The sequence below is a fragment of the Cupriavidus sp. 05L310 genome (genome assembly GCF_056398185.1).
Map to the genome: position 1 here is coordinate 37,177 of NZ_JBFTOX010000063.1, position 23,178 is coordinate 60,354.

At 65.8% G+C, this 23,178-nt stretch carries 18 protein-coding genes and 1 pseudogene; 14 read left to right on the forward strand and 5 right to left on the reverse strand.

The annotated features are described in order from the left end of the window. Positions 1–6: 6 nt before the first annotated feature. Together AC1DS6_RS34360 and AC1DS6_RS34365 are read right to left on the reverse strand one after the other, a co-directional pair. A complete protein-coding gene (locus tag AC1DS6_RS34360; RefSeq protein WP_441628432.1) occupies positions 7–702 on the reverse strand; it encodes a DUF1175 domain-containing protein in 696 nt (231 codons plus the stop codon). Continuing rightward, entirely contained in the window at positions 702–2,483 is a 1,782-nt protein-coding gene (locus AC1DS6_RS34365; protein ID WP_477104121.1) for a DUF2138 family protein, read from the reverse strand. The genes AC1DS6_RS34360 and AC1DS6_RS34365 overlap by 1 nt, the downstream gene beginning before the upstream one ends. Before the next feature lie 260 nt (positions 2,484–2,743). Here AC1DS6_RS34365 and AC1DS6_RS34370 point away from each other — a divergent pair, with 260 nt between their 5' ends. Then, positions 2,744–3,682: an amino acid ABC transporter substrate-binding protein gene (locus AC1DS6_RS34370; RefSeq protein ID WP_035862875.1), complete on the forward strand. Its 939-nt coding sequence runs from the start codon at positions 2,744–2,746 to the stop codon at positions 3,680–3,682. Between the two features lie 381 nt (positions 3,683–4,063). After that, positions 4,064–4,375: an amino acid ABC transporter permease gene (locus AC1DS6_RS34375; RefSeq protein ID WP_441628436.1), complete on the forward strand. Its 312-nt coding sequence runs from the start codon at positions 4,064–4,066 to the stop codon at positions 4,373–4,375. 83 nt (positions 4,376–4,458) lie between these two features. On the opposite strand, the gene AC1DS6_RS34380 is transcribed toward AC1DS6_RS34375, so the two are convergent. Then, on the reverse strand, positions 4,459–5,349 hold the full coding sequence (locus AC1DS6_RS34380) for a hypothetical protein (protein WP_441628438.1): 891 nt from the start codon (positions 5,347–5,349) through the stop codon (positions 4,459–4,461). A 152-nt stretch (positions 5,350–5,501) separates the two neighbouring features. Here AC1DS6_RS34380 and AC1DS6_RS34385 point away from each other — a divergent pair, with 152 nt between their 5' ends. The 8 genes from AC1DS6_RS34385 (at position 5,502) to AC1DS6_RS34420 (ending at position 13,777) form a co-directional block, all read left to right on the forward strand. Beyond that, positions 5,502–6,065 carry an HdeD family acid-resistance protein gene (locus AC1DS6_RS34385; protein WP_441628440.1) on the forward strand — a complete coding sequence of 188 codons (564 nt, stop codon included), beginning with the start codon at positions 5,502–5,504 and terminating at the stop codon, positions 6,063–6,065. Positions 6,066–6,586: 521 nt separating this feature from the next. Continuing rightward, the gene (locus tag AC1DS6_RS34390) at positions 6,587–8,359 is read left to right on the forward strand and encodes a glycosyltransferase family 39 protein (protein ID WP_477104122.1); all 1,773 of its coding nucleotides are present in this window, start codon (positions 6,587–6,589) and stop codon (positions 8,357–8,359) included. Beyond that, positions 8,356–8,727: a DMT family transporter gene (locus AC1DS6_RS34395; RefSeq protein WP_035862867.1), complete on the forward strand. Its 372-nt coding sequence runs from the start codon at positions 8,356–8,358 to the stop codon at positions 8,725–8,727. The genes AC1DS6_RS34390 and AC1DS6_RS34395 overlap by 4 nt, the downstream gene beginning before the upstream one ends. A gap of 33 nt (positions 8,728–8,760) precedes the next feature. After that, positions 8,761–9,924, forward strand: coding sequence for a DegT/DnrJ/EryC1/StrS family aminotransferase (locus AC1DS6_RS34400; protein WP_441628444.1), 1,164 nt, complete (start codon positions 8,761–8,763; stop codon positions 9,922–9,924). Beyond that, positions 9,903–10,895 carry a glycosyltransferase gene (locus tag AC1DS6_RS34405; protein WP_035862864.1) on the forward strand — a complete coding sequence of 331 codons (993 nt, stop codon included), beginning with the start codon at positions 9,903–9,905 and terminating at the stop codon, positions 10,893–10,895. The genes AC1DS6_RS34400 and AC1DS6_RS34405 overlap by 22 nt, the downstream gene beginning before the upstream one ends. Beyond that, positions 10,883–11,824: a formyltransferase gene (locus AC1DS6_RS34410; RefSeq protein ID WP_441628447.1), complete on the forward strand. Its 942-nt coding sequence runs from the start codon at positions 10,883–10,885 to the stop codon at positions 11,822–11,824. The genes AC1DS6_RS34405 and AC1DS6_RS34410 overlap by 13 nt, the downstream gene beginning before the upstream one ends. Then, entirely contained in the window at positions 11,821–12,873 is a 1,053-nt protein-coding gene (locus AC1DS6_RS34415) for a bifunctional UDP-4-keto-pentose/UDP-xylose synthase (RefSeq protein WP_441628449.1), read from the forward strand. Before AC1DS6_RS34410 ends, AC1DS6_RS34415 begins: the two co-directional genes overlap by 4 nt. A gap of 13 nt (positions 12,874–12,886) precedes the next feature. After that, a complete protein-coding gene (locus tag AC1DS6_RS34420; RefSeq protein ID WP_441628451.1) occupies positions 12,887–13,777 on the forward strand; it encodes a polysaccharide deacetylase family protein in 891 nt (296 codons plus the stop codon). 51 nt (positions 13,778–13,828) lie between these two features. On the opposite strand, the gene AC1DS6_RS34425 is transcribed toward AC1DS6_RS34420, so the two are convergent. After that, positions 13,829–16,219, reverse strand: coding sequence for a heavy metal translocating P-type ATPase (locus AC1DS6_RS34425; RefSeq protein WP_477104123.1), 2,391 nt, complete (start codon positions 16,217–16,219; stop codon positions 13,829–13,831). Between the two features lie 252 nt (positions 16,220–16,471). Here AC1DS6_RS34425 and czcI point away from each other — a divergent pair, with 252 nt between their 5' ends. The 4 genes from czcI (at position 16,472) to AC1DS6_RS34445 (ending at position 23,036) form a co-directional block, all read left to right on the forward strand. Further along, positions 16,472–16,867: a cation efflux protein, CzcI family gene (gene czcI, locus AC1DS6_RS34430; RefSeq protein ID WP_441628455.1), complete on the forward strand. Its 396-nt coding sequence runs from the start codon at positions 16,472–16,474 to the stop codon at positions 16,865–16,867. Positions 16,868–16,943: 76 nt separating this feature from the next. Continuing rightward, positions 16,944–18,212, forward strand: coding sequence for a TolC family protein (locus tag AC1DS6_RS34435; protein WP_477104124.1), 1,269 nt, complete (start codon positions 16,944–16,946; stop codon positions 18,210–18,212). Between the two features lie 16 nt (positions 18,213–18,228). Beyond that, positions 18,229–19,815 (forward strand): efflux RND transporter periplasmic adaptor subunit, encoded by a 1,587-nt coding sequence (locus tag AC1DS6_RS34440; RefSeq protein WP_441628459.1) that lies wholly within the window; start codon positions 18,229–18,231, stop codon positions 19,813–19,815. A 14-nt stretch (positions 19,816–19,829) separates the two neighbouring features. Continuing rightward, the gene (locus AC1DS6_RS34445) at positions 19,830–23,036 is read left to right on the forward strand and encodes a CusA/CzcA family heavy metal efflux RND transporter (RefSeq protein WP_477104125.1); all 3,207 of its coding nucleotides are present in this window, start codon (positions 19,830–19,832) and stop codon (positions 23,034–23,036) included. A 20-nt stretch (positions 23,037–23,056) separates the two neighbouring features. Here AC1DS6_RS34445 and AC1DS6_RS34450 read toward each other — a convergent pair. After that, positions 23,057–23,178, reverse strand: a pseudogene (locus AC1DS6_RS34450) (IS630-like element ISCARN39 family transposase); the annotation flags it as partial.

Sequence of the window (23,178 nt, forward strand, 5' to 3'; positions counted from 1 at the left end):
TCGTCTTTACCTCGACAAAAAGGCGAAACGGAATACGCCGATGAAATTGGGATTGCCGTCCTGCGGCTGCCAGCGCGAATCGTTCCATTGCATCAGACGGGAAAGGGTGACGGCACGCAGGCCGTTATCGGTACTGGTCACGGTGCCGGTGTGGTAGGCCAGGTACTGGCCCATCCAGATCATCAGGTGCTGTTCGTCGCCCTGGTCGTAGAAAAGCAGGTCGCCGGGCTGGGCCAGGTTGACGTTCCGGGCAACGAAGCGGCTATTGCCCTGCACCAGCGCAAGGGCCGAGGCATAAGCCCCTGTACTGCCGTCGGCGCGGGTCCAGCGCTGGCCAAGCGTTCGCTGGCCCGGGCTCAGGCTCAGCTCAGGCGGCAGCTGGCGTGCCGAAGCACCGCCTTGCATGCCGTTGGCACGCAGCCAGCGTGCGTCATGCACCTTGAGCGCCTCGCCCACGGCAAAGCGCACCAGACCCGCGCAATCGCGCTGGTACCAGCGCGGGGTCGGGCCCTGGCGCAATTGCTCGCCGACGATGCGTACGAACCATGCGCGAAACGCCGCCGACTGCGTGACATCGAGCGAGTCCGCCCCGGGCGTGCCGGCATCCAGACCCGACAAGGCCCAGGCGCGGCCGCTGCCAGCCAGCGGCAAGCCAGCCACCAGCGCCGCCAGCATTGCGCGGCGGCCTCGGCTTACAGCCATCACTGCGCGGCCTCTTGCGCCGACGGGGTCGCCAACGGTGCCGCAGCCAGCACGCCGCGCGGCGGCAAGCCTGCCTGTTGCCAGTTCACCTGCACCCACCCACGTCCGGACGGCAGGCTGTCGGCCAGCACCAATGACACCGCCGGGTAGGTCGCCAGCGCCTTCAGCTTGGGGAACAGGTGCGCGCGCGCCGCGTTCAGGAACAAGGCCTCCTGGTCCGCGGGCAATGCCTTCGTGGCCTCGCGCCGCACCAGGGGCGCCAGCGCCGAAGGGGTGAAGCTCAGCACGGTGCGAGCCTGCTGGCCACGCTGCATGGTGTCGGCCGCCGCCGGAAAGCGCTTGCCCTGCACCGCCAGCGCATCGTCGACCAGCGCGCCATCAGGCGAGAACAGCACGATATTGCCAGCCAGCGCCAGCGTCACGGGGAAATAGGCGCCCGCCGACAACTGGGCCGCGAACGGCGCACCCTTGGCCTCGCGCGTGCCGTAGGGCGAGCTGACCGCGCGCGACCAGAGCACGGCCCCGCCAGCGCCCTCGCGGTTCTGCACCGGCAGCCGCGCGTACGCGCCCTTCTCGCCACCGGCATTGGGCTCGTAGGCGCCGATCACCTGCCCGAACAGACTCGCCAGTACCGGGCGCAACGTGGCGGCGGCGTCAGCCGACTTGATCCGCGCGACGAACAGAGGCGCCACCAGCGCCGACTTGCTGTACCAGCACACCGCGGCCGGGCCGTCGAAGGCCTGCCCCACCTGCGTTGCCAGTTCCTCCTTGCCGTCACTTACCTTTTGCAACATCTTGCCGGCGGCCTGCCAGTCGACCGGCAGCGTGGCGCAAGCGGCGGGGTCGGCCGGCAAGGCCTTCCAGAGTTCGGCCGTGTTCCACTGGCCGGGCAGGCGCGCGCCATCTACCAGCACCGCGCTGCGCCAGACGACATCGTCGGCTCCAGCCTTGGGGTCGGCGCCGGCAAGATCGAAGCGCAGCGCTTCGATGCCTGGAAAGAAGGCCTGGTAGCCAAACGAGAGGTAGTTCGCCCCCACCACCACACGGTGGCCCTTGGACGGACCCTTGGCGGCATCCAGTGCGAACGATTGCAGCGGGGCCTCGCGGGCGCCGGCGTCGTCGGACAGCCAGGCGGCCACTGCCTTGGCGCGGGCCGCAATCGGTTTGCTCTCGGCGTCGAGCAACATGCCTGCTTCGGACAGGATCACCAGCCGGTCGCCCTTGCCCGCCAGCAGCAGGCTGCGCGCCGGCCCGATCCGCAGCGCGTACAGCGGCGTGCCGTCGATTTCGCCGGCGCGGCTCAGTTGCGTGTCGGCCGGGGCGATGGTGCCCAGAGTCTGCAGCACCTTGGCCAGCCCGTTGCGCTCCATCGACAGCGCCCAATAGCGCAAGGTGCCATCGGCGCCGCGCCACGCCATGAGCCGGCCCGGTTCGTCGAACACGCGCTTGAGCAATGCGTCGCTCCAGTCCAGCTCGTGTTCGAAGGCTATGCGGCGCAAGGCGCCGGCAGCGGACAGACGGCCTTCATTGTCTTCGTAGTAATTGACGAAATCTTCGGTGAGCACGTCCCGCAACAGCGGCACGCGCAGCATGTCGCGCGGCAGGCTGGACAGGCTTTCGCTGTCGGCCAGCGCGTCCGGGCGGTTGAAATCAAGCTCAAGCTGGCGCGGCTGCCCCTTCCAGGCGCGGCCGAACGGGTGCCAGACCAGTTGCACCGCGACACCCGCGGCTACTGCCAGCGCAACAGCACCCAGCGCGATCTTCTTGCGCGAAATAGTCATGATTCCCTTCGCTATCGTGATCACTGCACGTCACAGACGCAGCGAACCCGGTAGCGTACCGCGCACATCCAGTCCGCCGCAACCCGACGAACGTGAAATTTTGTGAAACCGCGCCGGGCGCTGCGCGCGCCGGGAAACCGCTCATCCGCGGCATCGCATTGCCTCTGGCTAATCCCCGGCGGATATTTGCTAATGACGAAGATGTACTTTGCCTAGCAAGGCCTCGGGCGTAGCCTTGCGGTTTTTGAAATATTCGACATATGTTTCCGTTTTCCACTTTGACCAGCGCCGGCGCATCGCGCGCCTCGCACCTGCTGGTCAAGCTAGTCTTCGCCGCGGCGGCCGCGCTGTCGTTCTCCGCCCCTCAGGCAGCCCAGGCGCAAAGCCCGGTACTGGACAAGATTCGCAATACCGGCACGATCGTGCTTGGCTACCGGGAATCGGCCCTGCCGTTCTCCTTCGCCGACGACAAGGGCGAGCCTGCGGGCTACGCGGTGGACTTGTGCCTGCGCGCCGCCGAAGCCGCGCGCGTGAAGCTTGGGCTGAAGACGATCAAGGTGCGATGGATGCCGCTCACGCCGCAGAACCGCATCCCGGCCGTGGTCAACGGGCTGGTGGATCTGGATTGCGCGCCCAATACAAATTCGCTGGAGCGCCAGAAGCAGGTAGCTTTCAGCGTCTCCCATTACATCTCCACGGTACGCATGCTGGTGCGCGCGGACTCCGGCATCCAGTCATTCGATGACCTGCGCGGCAAGAACGTGGTAACGAGCGCCGGCTCCACCGGCGACCGCCACGTGCGCCGCCTGAAGAGCCAGTATGGTTACCACGACATCTACGCCAAGGATCATGGCGAGTCCTTCCTGCTGCTGGAATCCGGCCGCGCCCAGGCGTTTGTGATGGACGACGTGTTGCTGTCGGGGCTGCGCGCCCGCGCCAAGGACCCGTCGCAGTTCGTAATCGTGGGTCCCGCCCTGTCGGTCGAGCAGAATGCGTTGATGATGTCCAGGGCGGACCCGGAATGGAAGCAACTCGTCGACCAGACCCTCGCGTCGGTATTCGCGGGCCCGCAGGTCGTCGCCTTGCAGAAGCAATGGTTCCAGCAGCCGATCGGCGCGCGCAATATCAATCTTGCACTGGCGCCGAGCACGCAGGTGCGGGATGCATGGAAACACCCTTCGGACGTCGCCACGGAATAAATCCTGACGACGCATCGGAAGCCTCCGCGGCCGCCAGGCTCCCGGGGGCTTTTTTTTCGCAAGCGTCAGCGTGCGCCGGGCGCCCAACGGAGCCGAACTCGCAGCACTGCGCGCCGACAGCCGCCAAAGTGCTCAACAATTCATATTCAGCATTAACCGTCAAGCAAGTCTTGCCGACAAAGGCAATAGCGGCTTTCCATAAGTCAGCACAAAGCTGTGCATTTCACAATACAGCACGTGTTGACAGCCGGGCGAAATGTTGGCGACACTGGGACCAGGCGGACAAACCCGGCATGGTGCCTGGCCCTTGGCAAGGCCACCTTCCCCCGTCAGTTTCCGCGTATTCGAACCGCCGGAAGGCGGCATTTTCCAGGAGAAAACATGAATAAGTTCGTCGCGACAGCCATCGCGCTGTGCATTGGCGCCGTCTCCGTGGCTGCCCAGGCGCAATCCACCGGCAAGAAACAATTCGACCCGTATAGCCAGGGCGCCAAGTCGGGCGAGAAGTTCGACCCGTACAGCCAGGGTGCCAAGTCCGGTGACAAGTTCGACCCGTATTCCCAGGGCGCGAACAAGAGCACCCGCACGGACCTGACCGACGCCTCGGCGCCGGAGGCCAAGAAGCCGGCCAAGAAGACCAAGAGCAATAGCAAGAGCAAGAAGCCCGCTGCATCGGCCGCAGCCGCCAGCTGACCGGCAAGGCGCGCCGGAACCCGGCGCTCGCCAGCAAAAAGCCCGCCGATCCTGGCGGGCTTTTTGTCTTGCGCGTCCGTGCGCTATCGCGTGGGGGGAACGTCAGGTGCTGTCGTGTCCAACTCCATCGCCGTGACGTCGATACGCTGTACCTTATCCTGCTGGCGGATCTCCGTACGCAGCACGAATGCCTCGGCAGGGCAATACCAGTCCGTTACGTGCATGACGGTGGGCTCGACCTGCACCACCTCCTCTCCCACCATCAGCGGCCCCAGCGAGGTCCGCTTTTCGTAGGTGATGGGCATGCACTCCTTGCGCCCCAGCACGGTATCGATCATCTGGCGCTTGCCCACATGGCGGGAGCTGACACTGATCGAGGCGTACAGCGCGCGCATGCTTCCCACGACCTCATCCGCGCCCAGCGGAAATATCTGCAGCGATACGCTGGACTCGAACGCCTCGCCCTCGATGGTGCTGCCCTCGTGGATATCCATGCCCGCATAGCTGAACACACCCTGGCCCCTGAAGGCGGCCTCGCCATACATGCGCGCATAGCGCCCCTGCGCGTTGATGACGGCATGCTCGCTCTCAATGCTGCTCCTGGCGGTAGCGGAACGGCGGTCGATATTGACCATGTGGACCTGGTTCATGATGACCGGCGGCCCCATCAGCGCGGACAATGCCGACTTGGAACGCACCTCGAGTTGCGCCCGGCATCCTGTCGGGCTCTTGGTGGTGCGCCGCAATGTCATGGTGACCGACATGGGCATGGCGCCATCGCCCTCCATCTGCACCCGTGAACCGGAACGGAACCAGGGCGCATCGCAAAGCACGGCAAGGGGTCGCAACGGCGCACTATCGGCCGGGGCCGCGGCGGCCACTGAGGTGGTCTGCGCCTGCGCAGGATTACCCGCTGCCAGCCACACAACTCCGGCAACCGCCGCAGCCTTTGCCCTTTGCGCCTTTGTCCTCACATGATTCCTGTCTAGAATGATTTCACGCCCCCGTCCGTTCCGCCGAAGGATCGCTGGCTAGAAATTAGCGCTTTTTTGCACGCCTGTCTTGCCGATCTTCGACGGTCTTCATCACTGCTGGCCCGGTGCCGGCAGCTTGCAAGGGAGTTCCTATGCTTCAGTATTACGCCAAGCTTTGGTGGGTCGTGGCACTACGCGGCATTTTCGCCATTGTTTTCGGGTTTTGTGCCTTTTTCGCCCCCATTGCCACGCTGGCCGCGCTCGTGCTGCTGTTCGGCGCCTTTGCCGCCGCCGACGGCATCACCGCGCTGCTGATGGCAATCTCAGGCAGCCAGCGGGAAGCCAGTGATCGCGGCATCCTCGCACTGCAGGGCCTGCTTGGGCTTGGCGTGGGCCTGCTGACCTGGTTCAGCCCCGTTGTGACCGCGTTTTCCCTGCTGTTATATATCGCCGCCTGGACGCTCGCCACGGGCGTCTTGCAGATCGTCGCCGCCATACGCCTGCGTAAGGACATTCCTAATGAATGGTGGCTGGTGCTGGCCGGACTGGTCAGCATCGTGTTCGCCTTTTTGCTGCTTTGGCAACCGCTTGCCGGCGCGCTGGCGCTCCTATGGCTGATCGGTGCCTGGGCGGTGGTGTGCGGCATCCTGCTTATCGGCGTCTCGCTGCGTTTACGGGGCGCCAGAAACACGCCCAATACATCACTTTTAACCTGAGAGGCGCAACCTGCCTGGATCGGCCTGGGAGCGCTGGCCCAGCGAGCGGCGGCGGGTCCCGGCGGTCGTGCTAACATTGCGCGCCTTTGTCACATAGTAACTACGGTTAGTCATGCGGCAAGGGCATGGAAGGCCAAGCGCTTGGAAGGCATAAAAGCAAAGGCGGCCGGCAGGATCGATTGCCCTTACTTTGTGTCTACCGAAGCTACGGTTGCCGCGTTGTGATGTTTTCTCCGGGCTCCCCGTACCGTCTAGGGTGTGGCGCCAGCCGGAGTGATTTCCGGGACCTCAGGGCGGCAGCGGCATGCTAAGCGTGCTGGGGGCGGTCGCGCCATGGCGAACCGGTGCGCTTGCCTGCAATGGCCGCAGGCGGGGCAAACCAACGGGCCTGAAGCCGCAGGTTGTGGCGACTGGCCTACCCGGCGGCGGCAGGCGCCACGACCGTTACATTCCGTCAGGCCCGAGAATCGGCCGTTCCGGGCGCAAGCCCAACGGCCACCCGATCAGTTTCCAGGAGACGTATGCGTAGTTCCGTGACCTCGCGAGATACCTCGCGAAGCACCGCACAAGGTGTTTCGCAATCCGCCGGCCTGCCGATTGGCGCGATTGCACTGGTTTGCCTGTTTATTCTCCTGGTCTGGTTCGGCACGCTCGACGCACGCCACCTGCTGCGCTCCGATGAAGGGCGCTATGCCGAGATCGCCCGCGAGATGTTTGCCAGCGGTGACTGGGTCACGATTCGCTACAACGCGCTCAAATACTTCGAAAAGCCGCCCTTCCATATGTGGGTGACGGCCCTGTCCTACACCCTGTTCGGCGTAGGTGACTGGCAGGCCCGCCTCTGCGTGGCGCTGTCGGGCATGATCGGCCTGCTGGCTTCCGTGCTGGCGGCACATCGCTGGTATGGCACGCGCGTCGCCCTGCTGACCGGCCTGGTCCTGGTGGCCGCGCCCATGTGGAGCGTGGCCGCGCACTTCAACTCGCTGGACATGACCCTGTCCGGCGCCATGGCCTGCGTGCTGGCCTTCATGCTGCTGGCCCAGCATCCCTCCGCCACGCCGGCCGCGCGCCGCTACTGGATGTGGGCTTGCTGGGTGGCCATGGGCGTGGCGATCCTGACCAAGGGCCTGGTGGGCATCGCCCTGCCGGGGCTGGTACTGGTGATCTACACCCTGGTTTCGCGCGATTTTGGCCTGTGGCGCCGCCTGCACCTGATCACCGGCATCGCGCTGATGCTGATCGTCACGGTGCCCTGGTTCTGGCTGGTGTCGGAGCGCAATCCGGAGTTCCTCAATTTCTTCTTTATCCATGAGCACTGGCAGCGCTATACCTCGACGGTGCACTCCCGCAAGGGCCCGCTATGGTATTTCGTGCCGCTGCTGGTGGCCGGCTTCATCCCCTGGCTGGGCCTGATGCCGCGCATGTGGCAGGCGATGCGCGGCGGCGCCGCCGCGGCCCGCACGGCCACCGTCAAACCATTCCAGCCGGCGTTGCTGGCAGGGATCTGGGCCATTGCCATCTTTGTCTTCTTCAGCCTGTCCAGCTCCAAGCTGCCCGGCTACATCGTGCCGATCTTCCCGGCTCTGGCTATCCTGGCGGCGGTCGCGCTCAAGGAGATTGACGAGAAGGCCTGGAAGCGCCAGCTCAATGGCATGCTGGTAGTGGCTGCGCTCGGCTTGCTGGCCAGCCCCGTGGTGGCCACCCTGAACTCCGACAATACGCCCAATGAACTGTACCGCCTGTTCGCGGTGTGGGTTGGCGCGGCCTTCGTGCTGATGCTCGGCGGCATCTTCCTGGCGCGCAAGCTGCTGGCCAGCAAAGGCCTGATGGTCAGCATCACGTTCTATGCGCTGGGCATGTTCAGCAGCTTTACCGTAGCGCTGCTCGGCCATGAAGTGATGGGGCGGCCGACTTCGGGCGTGGACATGGTCCCGGCCATCAAGGCGGTCCTTACCGATGACATGCCGATCTACGGCGTGCGCATGCTGGACCACACCTTGCCTTATTACCTGCGCCGCACCACCATCATGGTGGAATGGCCCGACGAACTCGAGTTCGGCACCAAGCAGGAGCCCGGGAAATGGCTGCCCACGCTGGAAGCCTTTATTGCAAAATGGCAGGATGGCCAGCACGCCGTAGGTATCATGTCGGCCTCCACCTACAAGCTGCTTGAAGAGCGCAAGGTGCCGATGTACAAGATCGGGCAAGACAAGCGCCGCGTGGCGGTCACCAATTTCCCGCCCCCCGGCCAGGCGCCGGCAGCAACACCGCAAGAACCGAACCGCGCGCCATGACGCTTTCCACCTTCGCATTTATCTTTACTGGCGTGCTGCTTAATGCGTGCGCCCAGTTGCTGCTCAAGGCCGGCACCAATGCGGTGGGCGCCATCACGCTCGACCGCGCCACGCTGTTCACCACCGCCCTGCGCGTGTTGACGCAGTGGCCGGTGCTGGCCGGGCTGACCCTGTATGTGGTCAGTGTCGGCGTATGGATCGTCGGCTTGTCGCGCGTCGATGTGTCGATCGCCTACCCGATGCTTTCGCTCGGTTATGTAGTGAATGCCCTGGCTGCCTGGTACCTGTTCGGCGAAATGATCGGCCCGATGCGCGTGGCCGGCATGCTGCTGATCCTCGCAGGCGTGTTCCTTGTTGCCCGTTCCTGATTACCGTCACCCCGTACCAAGAGCCTGATCGCCATGACCGCTACCGCTGCGCAAGCCTTCCTGCCCTTCGTCAAGCCGAATATTGACGCCGATGCCATCGCCGAGGTCGGCAAGGTGCTGGCCTCGGGCTGGATCACCTCCGGCCCCAAGATGCACGCTTTCGAAGCCGCCCTGTCCGAGCTGTTCGGCGGCCGCCCCGTGCGCACCTTCGCCAATGGCTCGGCGACGATGGAAATCGCGCTGCGCGTGGCCAATATCGGCCCCGGCGACGAAGTCATCACCACCCCGATTACCTGGGTGGCCACGGCCAATGTCGTGATCACGGTGGGTGCCAGGCCCGTCTTCGTCGACATCGACCCGCGCACGCGCAATATCGATCTTGACGCGGTGGAAGCCGCCATCACGCCGCGCACGCGCGCCATCATGCCGGTCTACCTGTCGGGCCTGCCGGTGGACATGGACCGTCTCTACGCAATCGCCCGCAAGCATGATCTGCGCGTGATCGAAGACGCCGCGCAGGCCATCGACTCGCGCTGGCGCGGCCAGCGCATCGGCGCCTTCGGCGACCTCGTCAGCTTCAGCTTCCAGGCCAACAAAAACATCACCAGCGTCGAAGGCGGCTGCCTGGTGATGAACTCGCCCGAGGAAGCCCAGCGCGCCGAGCGCCTTCGCCTGCAAGGCGTGATCCGCACCGGCATGGACGGCATGGACGTGGAGGAGCCCGGCGGCAAATTCAACCTGACCGATGTCAACGCCGCCATCGGCCTGTCGCAGCTCGCCCACCTGGACGCCATCACCGCGCGCCGCGCCGAACTGGCGGAGACCTATTTCCGCTGTGCGGCCGACAGCGGCCTGGCCGAACTCGGCATCGAACTGCCACTGCCGCGCGACGGCGACCTGGCCACCACCAACTGGCATATGTTCCAGGTGGTGCTGCCAGCCGAACGTATCGAAGGCGGGCGCAACGCCGTGATGGAAGCCATGCGCGAGCGTGGCATCGGCACCGGCGTGCACTACCCCGCCCTGCACCTGTTTTCTTATTACCGCTCCCTGGGCTGGCGCGAAGGCATGCTGCCGCATGCCGAACGCATCGGTCGGGGCATCGTCACGCTGCCGATGTTCCCCGCCATGCAAGCCGCCGATGTGGAGCGGGTATGCGCAACTCTTAGCGAAACATGCAAACGCCTCTTCAAATGAGCCCAGTCGAAGTCTCGGTCGTCATCCCTGTCTACAACGAGGAAGACGGCCTGCAAGCCCTGTTCGACCGGCTCTACCCGGCAATGGACGGACTCGGCTGCAGCTACGAGGTCATCTTCGTCAACGACGGCAGTCGCGACCGTTCGGCGCAGATCCTGGCCAGCCAGTTCCATCAGCGCCCTGACGTCACGCGCGTGGTCCTGTTCAACGGCAACTTTGGCCAGCACATGGCCATCCTGGCCGGCTTCGAGCACACCCGCGGCAAGATCGTGATCACCCTTGACGCCGACTTGCAAAACCCGCCGGAAGAAATCCCGCGGCTGGTGGCAACCATGCGCGAAGGCCACGACTACGTCGGCACCATCCGCCGCGAGCGCAACGACACCGCCTTCCGCCGCATTGCCTCCCGCGCCATGAACCGGCTGCGCGAACGCATCACGCGCATCAAGATGACCGATCAGGGCTGCATGCTGCGCGCCTACGACCGCAACGTCATCGACACCATCAACGCCTGCCGCGAGGTGAACACCTTCATTCCCGCGCTGGCTTATACCTTCTCCTCCAACCCGGTCGAGATCGTGGTGGAGCACGAGGAGCGCCACGCCGGCGAATCCAAGTACTCGCTGTTCCAGCTGATCCGGCTGAACTTCGACCTGGTGACCGGCTTCTCGATCGTGCCGCTGCAGTGGTTCTCCGCCATCGGCACGTTGCTTTCGCTGGCATCCGCCGGCCTGGTGGCCGTGCTGCTGGTACGGCGCTTTGTTCTCGGCGCGGAAGTGCAGGGTGTGTTCACCCTGCTCGCCTTCAACTTCTTCCTGGTGGGCATCATGCTGTTCGGCATCGGCCTGCTGGGCGAATACATCGGGCGCATCTACCAGGAGGTGCGCAACCGTCCGCGCTACCGCATCCAGGCCGTGCTCGAAGGCAGCCCGGAGCAGCAAAAGAAACCGGAGCCCTCGTGCGCGCAGTAGTCTTTGCTTATCACAACGTCGGCGACCGCTGCCTGCGCACGCTACGCGCGCGCGGCGTGGAGGTGGCGCTGGTGATCACCCACCGCGACCGCCCCGATGAAAACATCTGGTTCCGCCGCGTTGCCGATACCGCCGCCGAACTCGGCCTGCCCGTCTTGTACGGCGAAGACCCGGCCGACCCGGCGCTGGCCGCCGCGGTGGCCGCCGCGCGCCCGGACGTGATCTTCTCCTTCTACTACCGCGCGATGATTCCTGCGGCAGTGCTGGCGCTGGCGCCGCAAGGCGCGTTCAATATGCACGGCTCTCTGCTGCCCAGGTATCGTGGCCGCGTGCCGGTGAACTGGGCGGTGCTGCACGGCGAGACCGAAACCGGCGCCACGCTGCACGCCATGGAAGCCAAGCCGGATGCCGGCTATATCGTCGACCAGACCTCCGTGCCGATCCTGCCCGACGACACCGCCGGCGAAGTCTTCGAGAAGGTGACCGTCGCCGCCGAGCAAACGTTGTGGCGCGCCCTGCCCGCCATAATGTCCGGCAACACGCCGCAACTGCCCAACCGGCTGGCCGAAGGCAGCTACTTCTCGGGCCGCAAGCCCGAGGACGGCCGCATCGACTGGCAGCAACCCGCCGCGCAGGTGTATAACCTCATCCGCGCGGTAGCGCCACCCTATCCCGGCGCCTTCACCGAGATCGGCGGACGCCGCTTCGTGGTGGCCCAGGCTCGCCGCCCGCAGGCGGCCCTGTTCCAGTCCGCCAGCGCCGCCCGCCCGGGCTTGCACGTGATCGACGGGCAGATCGTCGGCGTGTGCGGCGACGGCGGCGTGATCCTTGTACGCGAACTGCTGGACGATGGCGGCACCGCCGCCCCGGTCCCGGCAGACGCGCTTTCCGTATTTCTTACCGCATTGTCCAAAGAGGAAAACCGATGAAAAAGGTCCTGATTCTTGGCGTCAACGGCTTCATCGGCCACCACCTGACGCGCCGCATTCTCGAAACCACGTCGTGGGAAGTCTACGGCATGGACATGTCCAGCGACCGCCTTGGCGACCTGATCGACCATCCGCGCATGCACTTCTTTGAAGGTGACATCACCATCAACAAGGAGTGGATCGAGTACAACATCCGCAAGTGCGACGTGGTGCTGCCGCTGGTGGCCATCGCCACCCCCGCCACCTACGTGCGCCAGCCGCTGCGCGTGTTCGAACTGGACTTCGAAGCCAACCTGCCGATCGTGCGCGCCGCCGTGAAGTACGGCAAGCACCTGGTGTTCCCGTCCACCTCCGAGGTGTACGGCATGTGCCACGACGACGAATTCGACCCGGAATCCTCCGAGCTGATCTGTGGCCCGATCAACAAGCCGCGCTGGATCTATGCCTGCTCCAAGCAGTTGATGGACCGCGTGATCCACGCCTACGGCATGGAGCAAGGCCTGAACTACACGCTGTTCCGTCCGTTCAACTGGATCGGCGCCGGCCTGGATTCGATCTTCGAATCGAAGGAAGGCTCCTCGCGCGTGGTGACCCAGTTCCTGGGCCACATCGTGCGCGGCGAGCCGATCAAGCTGGTGGATGGCGGCGCGCAGAAGCGTGCCTTTGCCGACGTCACCGACGGCATCAGCGCCCTGATGCGCATCATCGAGAATCCGGACGGCGTTGCCACCGGCAAGATCTACAACATCGGCAACCCCCGCAATATCCACTCCGTGCGCGAACTGGCCGAGATGATGCTGAAGATGGCCGGCGACTACCCCGAGTACGCGGAAGAAGCCAAGAAGACCCAGATCGTGGAAACGTCCTCCGGCGATTTCTACGGCAAGGGCTACCAGGACGTGCAGAACCGCGTGCCGAAGATCGACAACACCGTGGAAGAACTCGGCTGGAAGCCGGAGGTCAGCATGGAAGACGCGCTGCGCGCCATCTTCGAAGCCTACCGCGGCAAGGTCGTGGAAGCGCGCACCCTGGTCGATTCGGCCAACTGAGCGCAAGCACCCGATGGCCCGTATCGCCCTCAAGGTCGACGTCGACACGCTGCGCGGCACCCGCGAAGGCGTGCCGGCGCTGCTCTCCATGCTGGCCCGCGTGCGGGCCGAGGCTACGTTTCTCTATAGCCTTGGCCCCGACCACACCGGATGGGCGCTGCGGCGCGTGTTTCGTCCCGGTTTCCTGAAGAAAGTCTCGCGCACCTCGGTGGTGTCGAACTACGGACTGCGCACGCTGATGTACGGCGTGCTGCTGCCCGGCCCCGACATCGGCCGCAAAGGCGCGGCCGAGATGCGCGCGGCGCGTGCGGCGGGACACGAATGCGGCATCCACACCTGGGACCATGTCTACTGGCAGGACAACGTGCGCGAGCGCGATGCCGCCTGGACCCGGCGCCAGATGCAAAGCGCATTCGACCGCTACGTCGAGATTTTCGGCGAAGCGCCGCCCACGCATGGCGCCGCCGGCTGGCAGATGAACGATGATGCCTTCCGCCAGATCGACGACTGGGGCATGGCGTATGCCTCCGACGGCCGCGGCACCGCGCCGTACATCCCCACCGTCGATGGCGTCGCATGCCGCCATGTGCAGATGCCCACCACGCTGCCAACGCTGGACGAGCTCATCGGCGTGGACGACCTGACCGAGGATAACGTCCACAAGGCCGTGCTGCGCCTGAGCGAAGGCGAGCGCGACCATGTCTTCACGCTGCACACGGAACTGGAAGGCGGGAAACTTGCGCCGGTGTTCAACCGGCTGCTGGATGGCTGGCGCGCGCAAGGGCATGAACTGGTATCGATGGGCACGTTCTACCGCCATCTCGATCCAGCCAGCCTGCCAACGGCGCCTGTTACCTGGGGCGCTATCGAAGGCCGCAGCGGCGAATTGATCATCCAGCCCTGACACCACGGCAAAAGGATTCTCGCGCCCCCTTCCCAGGGGGCGCGTCCGTTTTCAGGCGCGCCCTGCCTTCGCCAGGCGCAAGCCGTTGAACACTACCAGCAAGCTCGCCCCCATGTCGGCGAACACCGCCATCCACATGGTGCCCACGCCCATTACCGTCAGCGCGAGGAACACCGCCTTGATGCCAAGCGCCAGGATGATGTTCTGCTTCAATATGGCCGACGTCTGACGTGACAACCGGATAAATGCCGGGATCTTGCGCAGGTCGTCATCCATCAGCGCCACATCGGCGGTCTCGATCGCCGTGTCGGTTCCGGCGGCGCCCATGGCAAAGCCGATATCGGCGCGGGCCAGCGCGGGCGCGTCGTTGACGCCGTCACCCACCATGCCCACGACCACGCGCTTGCCGCCGCCCGCGCCACCCTCGGCCCCCTTCACGCTCAGCGCCGCAATGGCATCCGCCTTGTCCTGCGGCAGCTGATTGCCGCGCGCCTCGTCGATCTGTACCTGGGCGGCGATGGCCTGGGCCGTATGCGGGTTGTCGCCGGAGAGCATCAGCGTCTTGACGCCCAGCGCATGCAACTCCGCCACCGCCTGGCGGCTGCTGTCCTTGACCGTGTCCGCCACGCCGAACAGCGCCTCGACGCCGTGGTCGGCGCCCAGCAGCACGACTGTCTTTCCTTGCCGCTCCAGCGCTTCCAGCGTGGCTTCCAGTTCCGGCGAGCACAGCCCGCGGTCGTGGATCAGACGATGATTGCCCAGGTAGTAGGCGCGGCCGCTCACGCTGCCGCTGACGCCGTAACCCGGCAGCGCCGCGAAATCCTGCACTTCCAGCACCGCAAGGCCCTCGGCGCGCGCGGCGTTCGCCACGGCCATGGAGACCGGATGGTCGGAGCGGGCCGCGAGGCTGGCCGCGATGACGCGCGCCCTCTCGCTGGCCGCCGCGCCGCCCGCCACGATCTCGCCCAGTGGCTGGAAATCGGTCTGGACCGGCTTGCCGTGCGTGATGGTGCCGGTCTTGTCCAGCGCCAGCCATTTGAGATCCTTGCCCTGCTCCAGATAGACGCCACCCTTGATCAGGATGCCGCGCCGCGCGGCCGCGGCCAGCCCGCTGACAATGGTCACCGGCGTGGAGATCACCAGCGCGCATGGGCAGGCAATCACCAGCAGCACCAGCGCCTTATAGATCCAGGCGCTCCAGTCGCCATCCAGTACCAGCGGCGGCACCACGGCCACCATCACGGCGCCGAGGAACACCAGCGGCGTGTAGATGCGGGCAAAGCGATCGACAAAGCGCTGCGTGGGCGCGCGGCTGCCTTGCGCCGCCTCCACCGCGTGGATGATGCGCGCCAGCGTGGACCCGCTGGCCGGCGCCGTGACTTCGTACTCCAGTTCGCCCGCCTGGTTGATGGTGCCGGCAAACAGCGCATCGCCCACTGCCTTGTCGACCGGCACGCTCTCGCCGGTGATCGGTGCCTGGTCCAGCGTGGACTGGCCGCGCAGCACGCGGCCGTCGAGCGCCACACGCTCGCCGGGACGCAGCCGCACCAGCGCGCCGATGGGCACCGCGCAGGCATCCACCGGCAGCCAGTTGCCGTCCGGCTGCCGCACCGTGGCCTGCTCCGGCGCCATCGCCATCAAGCCGCGCACGGCATTGCGGGCGCGGTCCAGCGATGCCGCCTCGATGCGCTCGGCCAGCGCAAACAGCACCATGACCATGGCGGCCTCCGGCCATTGCCGGATCAGCATGGCGCCGGTGACGGCGATACTCATCAGCGCATTGATATTCAGGTTACCGTTGGACAGTGCAATCCAACCCTTCTTGTAGACGCCAAGCCCGGCCATGGCCACGGCCGCCAGTGCCAACAGGGGGGCCAGCCAATCCTGGGCAGGCACTTGCAGCCATCCCACCACCTCCGCACCGAGCGCGGCCACGCCGGCCAGCGCCAGCGGCCACCACGGCTTGGCGGCCTGCAGTGGCAACGCCGCCGCCTGCTCCGACAGCGGTTCGGCCTTCATGCCGAGGCTCTCGATGGCGCGCACCACCGGATCCAGAGAATCCAGCGTATGGTGCACCGTCAGTACGCGCTGCATCAGGTTGAACTGGAGCGCCGCCACGCCGGCCATGCTGCCCAGCTTGTTCCGGATCAGGGTCTCTTCCGTGGGGCAGTCCATCGCGTCGATGCGATAGCTGGCCGCGGCGGCGCCTGCCGGGACCGAAACGGGAGCCGCGGGCGCCGCACTGGCGCAGCCGCAGCACGCCGGGCTGGCAGCTTGGGCGCGGTGATCGTGAACATGATCATGGCCATGCTTGTGGTCCTCGCCATGGTCATGCTGGTGCACATGCTCGTGCTTGTGCGCGTGGTCATGTGCGTGTGAATGCCCGTGATCGGCACCCTTCTGGTCACGAAGCGAGGCTTGGTCTGGCGTGGCGCTAGGCATGGCGGTTTTTCCTGCTTGTTATTGCTTACCGTCCATTTAAGACCCTGGAGCGACTACAGGGTCAAGCGCATTGTGAATCATTCTCAAAGTGCAACATCCGGCGCCTCCGCGGGGAACCTCGCTGGTGGCCCGCACTCGAACCCGGCTTGAATGCAAGCGGCTGACCCGATACGGCACCTGCCGCCGCCTTTTGCGCCAGTGTTAAGCCACAGTCGCACAAGGGTCATGCTTCCTGCCTATATAATCCGCCGCATGCGACGTTTCCTGATCCTGCTTTTCGCCATCATGCTGCCGCTCCAGTTCGCCTGGGCCGGTGCGGCGGCGTATTGCCATCACGAAAGCGCACCGCAGGACAACACGATCGCGGCGGCCAGCGACAACTGGCATTTCGGCCACCATAGCCACGCCCACCAGGGCAAGGTCAGCCAGCACGGCAGTACCGACAGCAAGGACGGCAAGGGCAATATCAAGCTGCCCGATCTCGACTGCGCCGTCTGCCACTTTGCCAGCGCCCAGCTGGTCCTGCCGGACCTCGGCGCGACCGCCTTGCATCACGGCGTGGCCATCAGCTACCGGGCGCTTGCCGCGTCCTACCTGTCGGCGCCCGGCGCCCCCCCCGACCGCCCGCAGTGGTCTCTCGCCGTCTGACCGGCGAGACGACTCCCTTTACCTCCAGACTCTCGTCTCGCCGAACTTCCCTGGCTTTTTTTCCCGGTGAAATTCGATGAGAACACTTGTGATGCCGCTCGGGCTGGCGGCAGCTTTGCTCAGCCCTGCCGCGTTCGCCCAGAACGCGGCGACCACGCCATTCCCCGCTGCACAGGCAGCCCGGCAAATCGCGGAGCCTGCCGGCAGGCTAACGCTGGAAGATGCGCTCGCCCTCGCGGCCGGACGCAATTTCACGCTTTCGGCAGCCGGCCATGAACTTGATGCTGCCGAGGGCGGCATCATGCAGGCGCGCACCATCCCCAACCCGGAAGTCGCGGTGCTGTTCGAGGACAACCGCCGCGACACCCGCACCACAACGGCCCAGGTCAACCTGCCGGTCGAACTTGGCGGCAAGCGCTCCGCGCGGATCGGCGCGGCGCAGAAAGCGCGCGAACTCGCGCAATCGCAACTGGGCGCGACCCGCACCGACTTGCGCGCCGCCGTTGTAGGCGGCTTCTTTGCGGTGGTTATCGCACAGGAGCGCGTCAGGCTTGCGCGGGGCTCGGCCGATATCGCCGCCAAGGGCGCGCTGGCCGCGGCCCGCCGCGTGGCCGCCGGCAAGATCGCGCCGCTCGAGGAAAGCAAGGCGCGCGTCGAACAGGCCAATGCCGAGCTCGAAGTCGCCGACGCCGAGGCCGCGCTAGCCGTAGCGCGGCAGGCCCTGGCTGGCCTGTGGGGCAGCAGCGAAGCCCGCTTCCTTGAGGCCGCGGGCAATCTGGACACCCTCCCCGCGCGCCCCGACGGCGCCACCCTGATGCAAGCACTGGACAGCGCGCCGGAACTGGCGAACAGCCGGTTGGAGATGGAGCTGCGGCAGGCCGTCATTGGCGTGGAACGCAGCCGCCAGTATCCAGACCTGACCGTCAGCCTGGGCAGCAAGCGCGACAACAGTTCCGATCGCGGCACCATGCCTGTGCTGGGCGTGTCGCTGCCGTTGCCGCTATTCGACCGCAACCAGGGCAATCTGTTCGCCGCCATGCGCCAGGCCGACAAGGCCGCCGACGAGTACCGCGCGACGCAGGTGCGGCTCGCCAATGAACTGCAGCAAGCCGCGCGGCAACTGACCGTATCCCGGACTTCGGCCGAAGCCCTCAAAGGCACCGTGCTGCCTGCCGCCCAGCAAGCCTACGAGGCCGCCACGCGAGGCTTCGAAGCCGGCAAGTTCAACTTCCTCGACGTGCTCGATGCGCAGCGCACCTGGTTCCAGGCGCGCATCCGCTATCTCGGCGTGGTCGCCACCGCCTACCAGGCCGCCACCACCATCGACCGCATTCTTGGCCGTTGAGTCAAAGGAACCCATCATGGCAATCAGCAGCAAGCAAAAAACGAGCATCGCCATCATCCTGGCCGGCGGCGCACTGGCCGGCGCGGCATTGATCTTCACCGGCCGCGGCAACAGCGCGGCCGAAGGCGGACACGGCGCGCATACTGAGGCCGCCGCCCACAACGACGGCGAGCATCACGACGGCAAAGCCGGCGCCGCGCACGACGACGACGCCGCACATGGCGACGGCGAGCATCACGAAAGCAGCACAGGCCCCAATGGCGGACAGTTGTTCAGGCAAGGCGATGCCAGCGTGGAAGTGCTGGTGGCCGAAGCCGGCGCCAGTGAAGGCGGCCCGCGCATGCGGATCTGGGTCGCACAAGGCGGCAAGGCCGTGGCGCCGGCGGGCATCAAGGTGTCGGGGCAACTGCAGCGCCTCACCGGCGAGAAGGAACCGCTGGTTTTCCGGCCCGCCGGGTCCTACCTGCAAAGCGAAGCCACGATCGCGGAACCGCACGCGTTCGATGCCAGCCTGAATGTGACGCTGCCGGCCAGCAACGCGCCCATCGCAATCAAGCTCGGCAAGGAAGAAGGCCGCGTCGAGATGACGCCCGGGCAGATCCAGGGCGCCGGGCTCACGCTGCTCGCCGCCGGCCCTGCGCGTATCGAGGCAACAGTCTCCTTCCCCGGCGAGATCCGCTTCAACGAGGACCGCACCGCCCACGTAGTGCCGCGCGTAGCCGGCGTGGTGGAAAGCGTGTCGGCCAACCTTGGGCAGCAAGTGAAAAAAGGCGACTTGCTGGCGGTGCTGGCCAGCACCGCGCTGTCCGACCAGCGCAGCGAACTGCTGGCCGCGCAAAAACGCCTGGAACTGGCCGAATCGACCTTCCAGCGCGAGAAGAAGCTCTGGGAAGACAAGATTTCCGCCGAGCAGGACTACCTGGCTGCGCGCACCGCGCTACAGGAAGCGCGCATCGCCACGCAAAACGCCACGCAGAAGCTGACCGCCATTGGCGCCAGCGGCAATGCGGGCGGCAAGTCGCTCAACCGCTTCGAGCTGCGCGCCCCCTTCGACGGCACCGTGGTGGAGAAGCACCTGGCGCTAGGCGAAGCCGTGGCGGCCGACGCCAACGTGTTCATCATCTCGGACCTGAGCACGGTATGGGCCGAATTCGTGATCGCGCCCAAGGACCTGGACCGCGTGCGCGTCGGCGAGAAGGTGAAGATCGCCTCCACCGCCTTCGACGGCAAGGCCGAGGGAACTGTCTCGTATGTCGGATCCCTGCTGGGCCAGCAAACCCGCACGGCTACGGCCCGCGTTACCCTGCCCAACCCGAAGATGGCCTGGCGTCCCGGCTTGTTCGTTACCGTGGGTGTGACCGATTCCAGCGCCGAGGTGCCGGTGGCCATCGACGCCCAGGCGCTGCAAAGCATTGGCGAACAGCAGGTGGTGTTCGTTGCCGTGCCGGGCGGCTTCCTGGCGCAGCCGGTCAAGACCGGACGCAGCGACGGCAAGCGGGTCGAGATCACGCACGGGATGCAGGCCGGCTGGAAGTACGTGGCCGGCAACAGCTTCGTGATCAAGGCCGAGTTGGGCAAGGCCGGCGCCGAGCATAGCCACTAAGCGGAGACACCATCATGTTTGAACGAATGATCCGCTTTGCCATCGAGCAGCGGTGGCTGGTGCTGCTGGCCGTATTCGCCATGGCGGCGCTCGGCATCTACAACTACAGCCGGCTGCCCATCGACGCGGTGCCCGACATCACCAACGTGCAGGTGCAGGTCAACACGTCCGCGCCAGGCTACTCGCCGCTCGAAACCGAGCAGCGCGTCACCTATCCGATCGAAACCGCCATGTCCGGGCTGCCCGGGCTGGAGCAAACCCGTTCGCTGTCGCGCTACGGCCTGTCCCAGGTGACGGTGATCTTCAAGGACGGCACCGACATCTACTTCGCGCGCCAGCTTGTCAACCAGCGCATCCAGGAAGCCGCGCAGAACCTGCCCACGGGCGTGGCGCCGCAGATGGGCCCGATCTCGACCGGGCTCGGCGAGATCTACCTGTGGACGGTGGAAGCCGAGGACGGCGCAAGGAAGGCCGACGGCACGCCGTACACCCCGACCGATCTGCGCGAGATCCAGGACTGGGTCATCAAGCCACAGCTACGCACCGTGCCCGGCGTGACAGAGATCAACTCCATTGGCGGCTTCGCGAAGGAATACCTCGTGGCGCCAAGCCCGGAACGGCTGGCTTCCTACGGCCTGAGCCTGCAGGACGTGGTAGCGGCGCTGGAGAAGAACAACGCCAACGTGGGCGCCGGCTATATCGAACGGCGCGGAGAGCAATACCTGGTGCGCGCGCCGGGACAGGTCAAGTCCATCGACGATATCCGCGAGATCATCGTCGGCAGCGCGCAAGGCCAGCCCATCCGCATCCGCGACCTCGCCGACGTGGGAATCGGGCGTGAACTGCGTACCGGCGCCGCTACGGACAACGGGCGCGAAGTGGTGCTGGGCACCGTCTTCATGCTGATCGGCGAGAACAGCCGTGCCGTGTCGCAAGCGGTAGACCAGCGCATGGCTGCCATCAACCGTTCCCTGCCGGCGGGCATCAAGGCCGTCACGGTGTACGACCGCACGGTGCTGGTCGACCGCGCCATCGCCACCGTCAAGAAGAACCTGGTCGAGGGCGCGATCCTGGTGATCGTGATCCTGTTCCTGTTCCTCGGCAACCTGCGCGCCGCCATCATCACCGCGCTGGTGATCCCGCTATCCATGCTGTTTACGTTCACCGGCATGGTGACCTACAAGATCAGCGCCAACCTGATGAGCCTGGGCGCGCTGGACTTCGGCATCATCATCGATGGCGCGGTGGTGATCGTGGAGAACTGCGTGCGGCGGCTGGCGCATGCCCAGCAACAGCACGGCCGCCCGCTCACCCGCAGCGAACGCTTCCACGAAGTCTTTGCCGCCGCCAGGGAGGCACGCCGGCCGCTGATCTTCGGCCAGCTCATCATCATGATCGTCTACATCCCGATCTTTGCGCTGACCGGCGTGGAGGGCAAGATGTTCCACCCGATGGCGATGACGGTGGTGCTGGCGCTGATCGGGGCCATGATCCTGTCGGTGACCTTCGTGCCTGCGGCGGTAGCGCTGTTTATCGGCGACAAGGTGGCCGAGAAGGAAAATCGCCTGATGCTGTGGGCCAAGCGCGCCTATGCGCCGATGCTCGGCAAGACCATCGCCAACACACCGGTAGTGCTGACCCTTGCCGCCGTGGCGGTGCTGCTGAGCGGCCTGGTGGCGACGCGCCTGGGCAGCGAGTTCATCCCCAACCTGAACGAAGGCGATTTCGCCGTGCAGGCGCTGCGCATTCCCGGCACCAGCCTGACGCAGTCGCTCGCGATGCAGCAACAGATCGAGACGCGCCTCAACGAGAAATTCCCCGAGATCGAGCGCGTGTTCGCCCGCACCGGCACCGCCGAGATCGCCTCGGACCCGATGCCGCCCAACGCGTCCGACGGCTACATCATGCTCAAGCCGCGGGCAAAGTGGCCCGATCCGTCCAAGACGCGCGACCAGTTGCTGGCGGAGATGGAGGCCGAACTGGCGACCATCCCCGGCAATAAGTACGAATTCTCGCAGCCGATCCAGTTGCGGTTCAATGAATTGATCTCCGGGGTGCGCAGCGACGTGGCCGTGAAGATTTTCGGCGACGACAACGCCGTGCTTGAGGATACCGCGCAAAAGGTCGCCACCGTGCTGCAATCCATCCCCGGCGCGACCGAAGTCAAGGTCGAGCAGACCAGCGGCCTGCCGGTGCTCACGGTGGAGGTGGACCGTGCCCGCGCGGCCCGCTACGGCCTCAATATGACCGACGTGCAGGACACGGTGGCCATCGCCGTCGGCGGGCGCGATGCCGGCATCTTCTTCCAGGGTGACCGCCGCTTCAATATCGGCGTGCGCTTGCCGGAAGGCATCCGCGCCGATGTGGAAGCGCTGCGGCGCCTGCCGATTCCCCTGCCCAAGGGAACCACGGCAAGCGCCAGCTACATCCCGCTGGGCGAAGTGGCAACGCTCACCCTCGCCCCCGGCCCCAACCAGGTCTCACGCGAGAACGGCAAGCGCCGCATCGTGGTCAGCGCCAATGTACGCGGGCGTGACGTAGGCACCTTCGTGCCGGATGCCATGGCCACGCTCGATCGCCAGGTCAGGATCCCCGCCGGCTACTGGGTCACCTGGGGCGGCACCTTCGAGCAACTGCAATCCGCCACCACGCGGCTGCAGATCGTGGTGCCGGTGGCGTTGCTGATGGTGTTCGTGCTGCTGTTTGCCATGTTCGGCAATATGCGCGATGGCCTGCTGGTCTTTACCGGCATCCCCTTTGCGCTCACCGGCGGCATTCTGGCGCTGTGGCTACGGGACATTCCGCTGTCGATCTCGGCGGCGGTGGGATTTATCGCCCTGTCCGGCGTGGCGGTGCTAAACGGACTGGTCATGCTGTCTTTCATCCGCAGCCTGCGCGAAGAAGGCAAGCCGCTGGATGAAGCCATCCAAACTGGGGCGCTAACCCGGCTGCGCCCGGTATTGATGACGGCGCTGGTGGCATCGCTGGGCTTTATCCCGATGGCGATCGCCACCGGGACCGGAGCTGAAGTGCAGCGCCCGCTCGCCACGGTGGTGATCGGCGGCATCCTGTCATCCACCGCGCTGACCTTGCTGGTGCTGCCGGTGCTCTACCGGCTGGCCCATCGGCGGGATGAGGATGAGGCTGGCCAGGTGCGCGAAGCTGGCAACGAACGCCTGGCCGGTCCGGATCCGGCGCCAGCGTTGCCCAACGGCTATTGATCCTTGTATAAATGACGACATCACCACAGCTCGGCCTGCTTCCAGCACGCGGCAATGATGTTGGCGCGTTGTTGTGCGCTGCGCAGCCGATTGCGGGCGGTCGTTTTGAGTTCGGTGAGCGAGTGTGGGCAGAAGTTGGCCA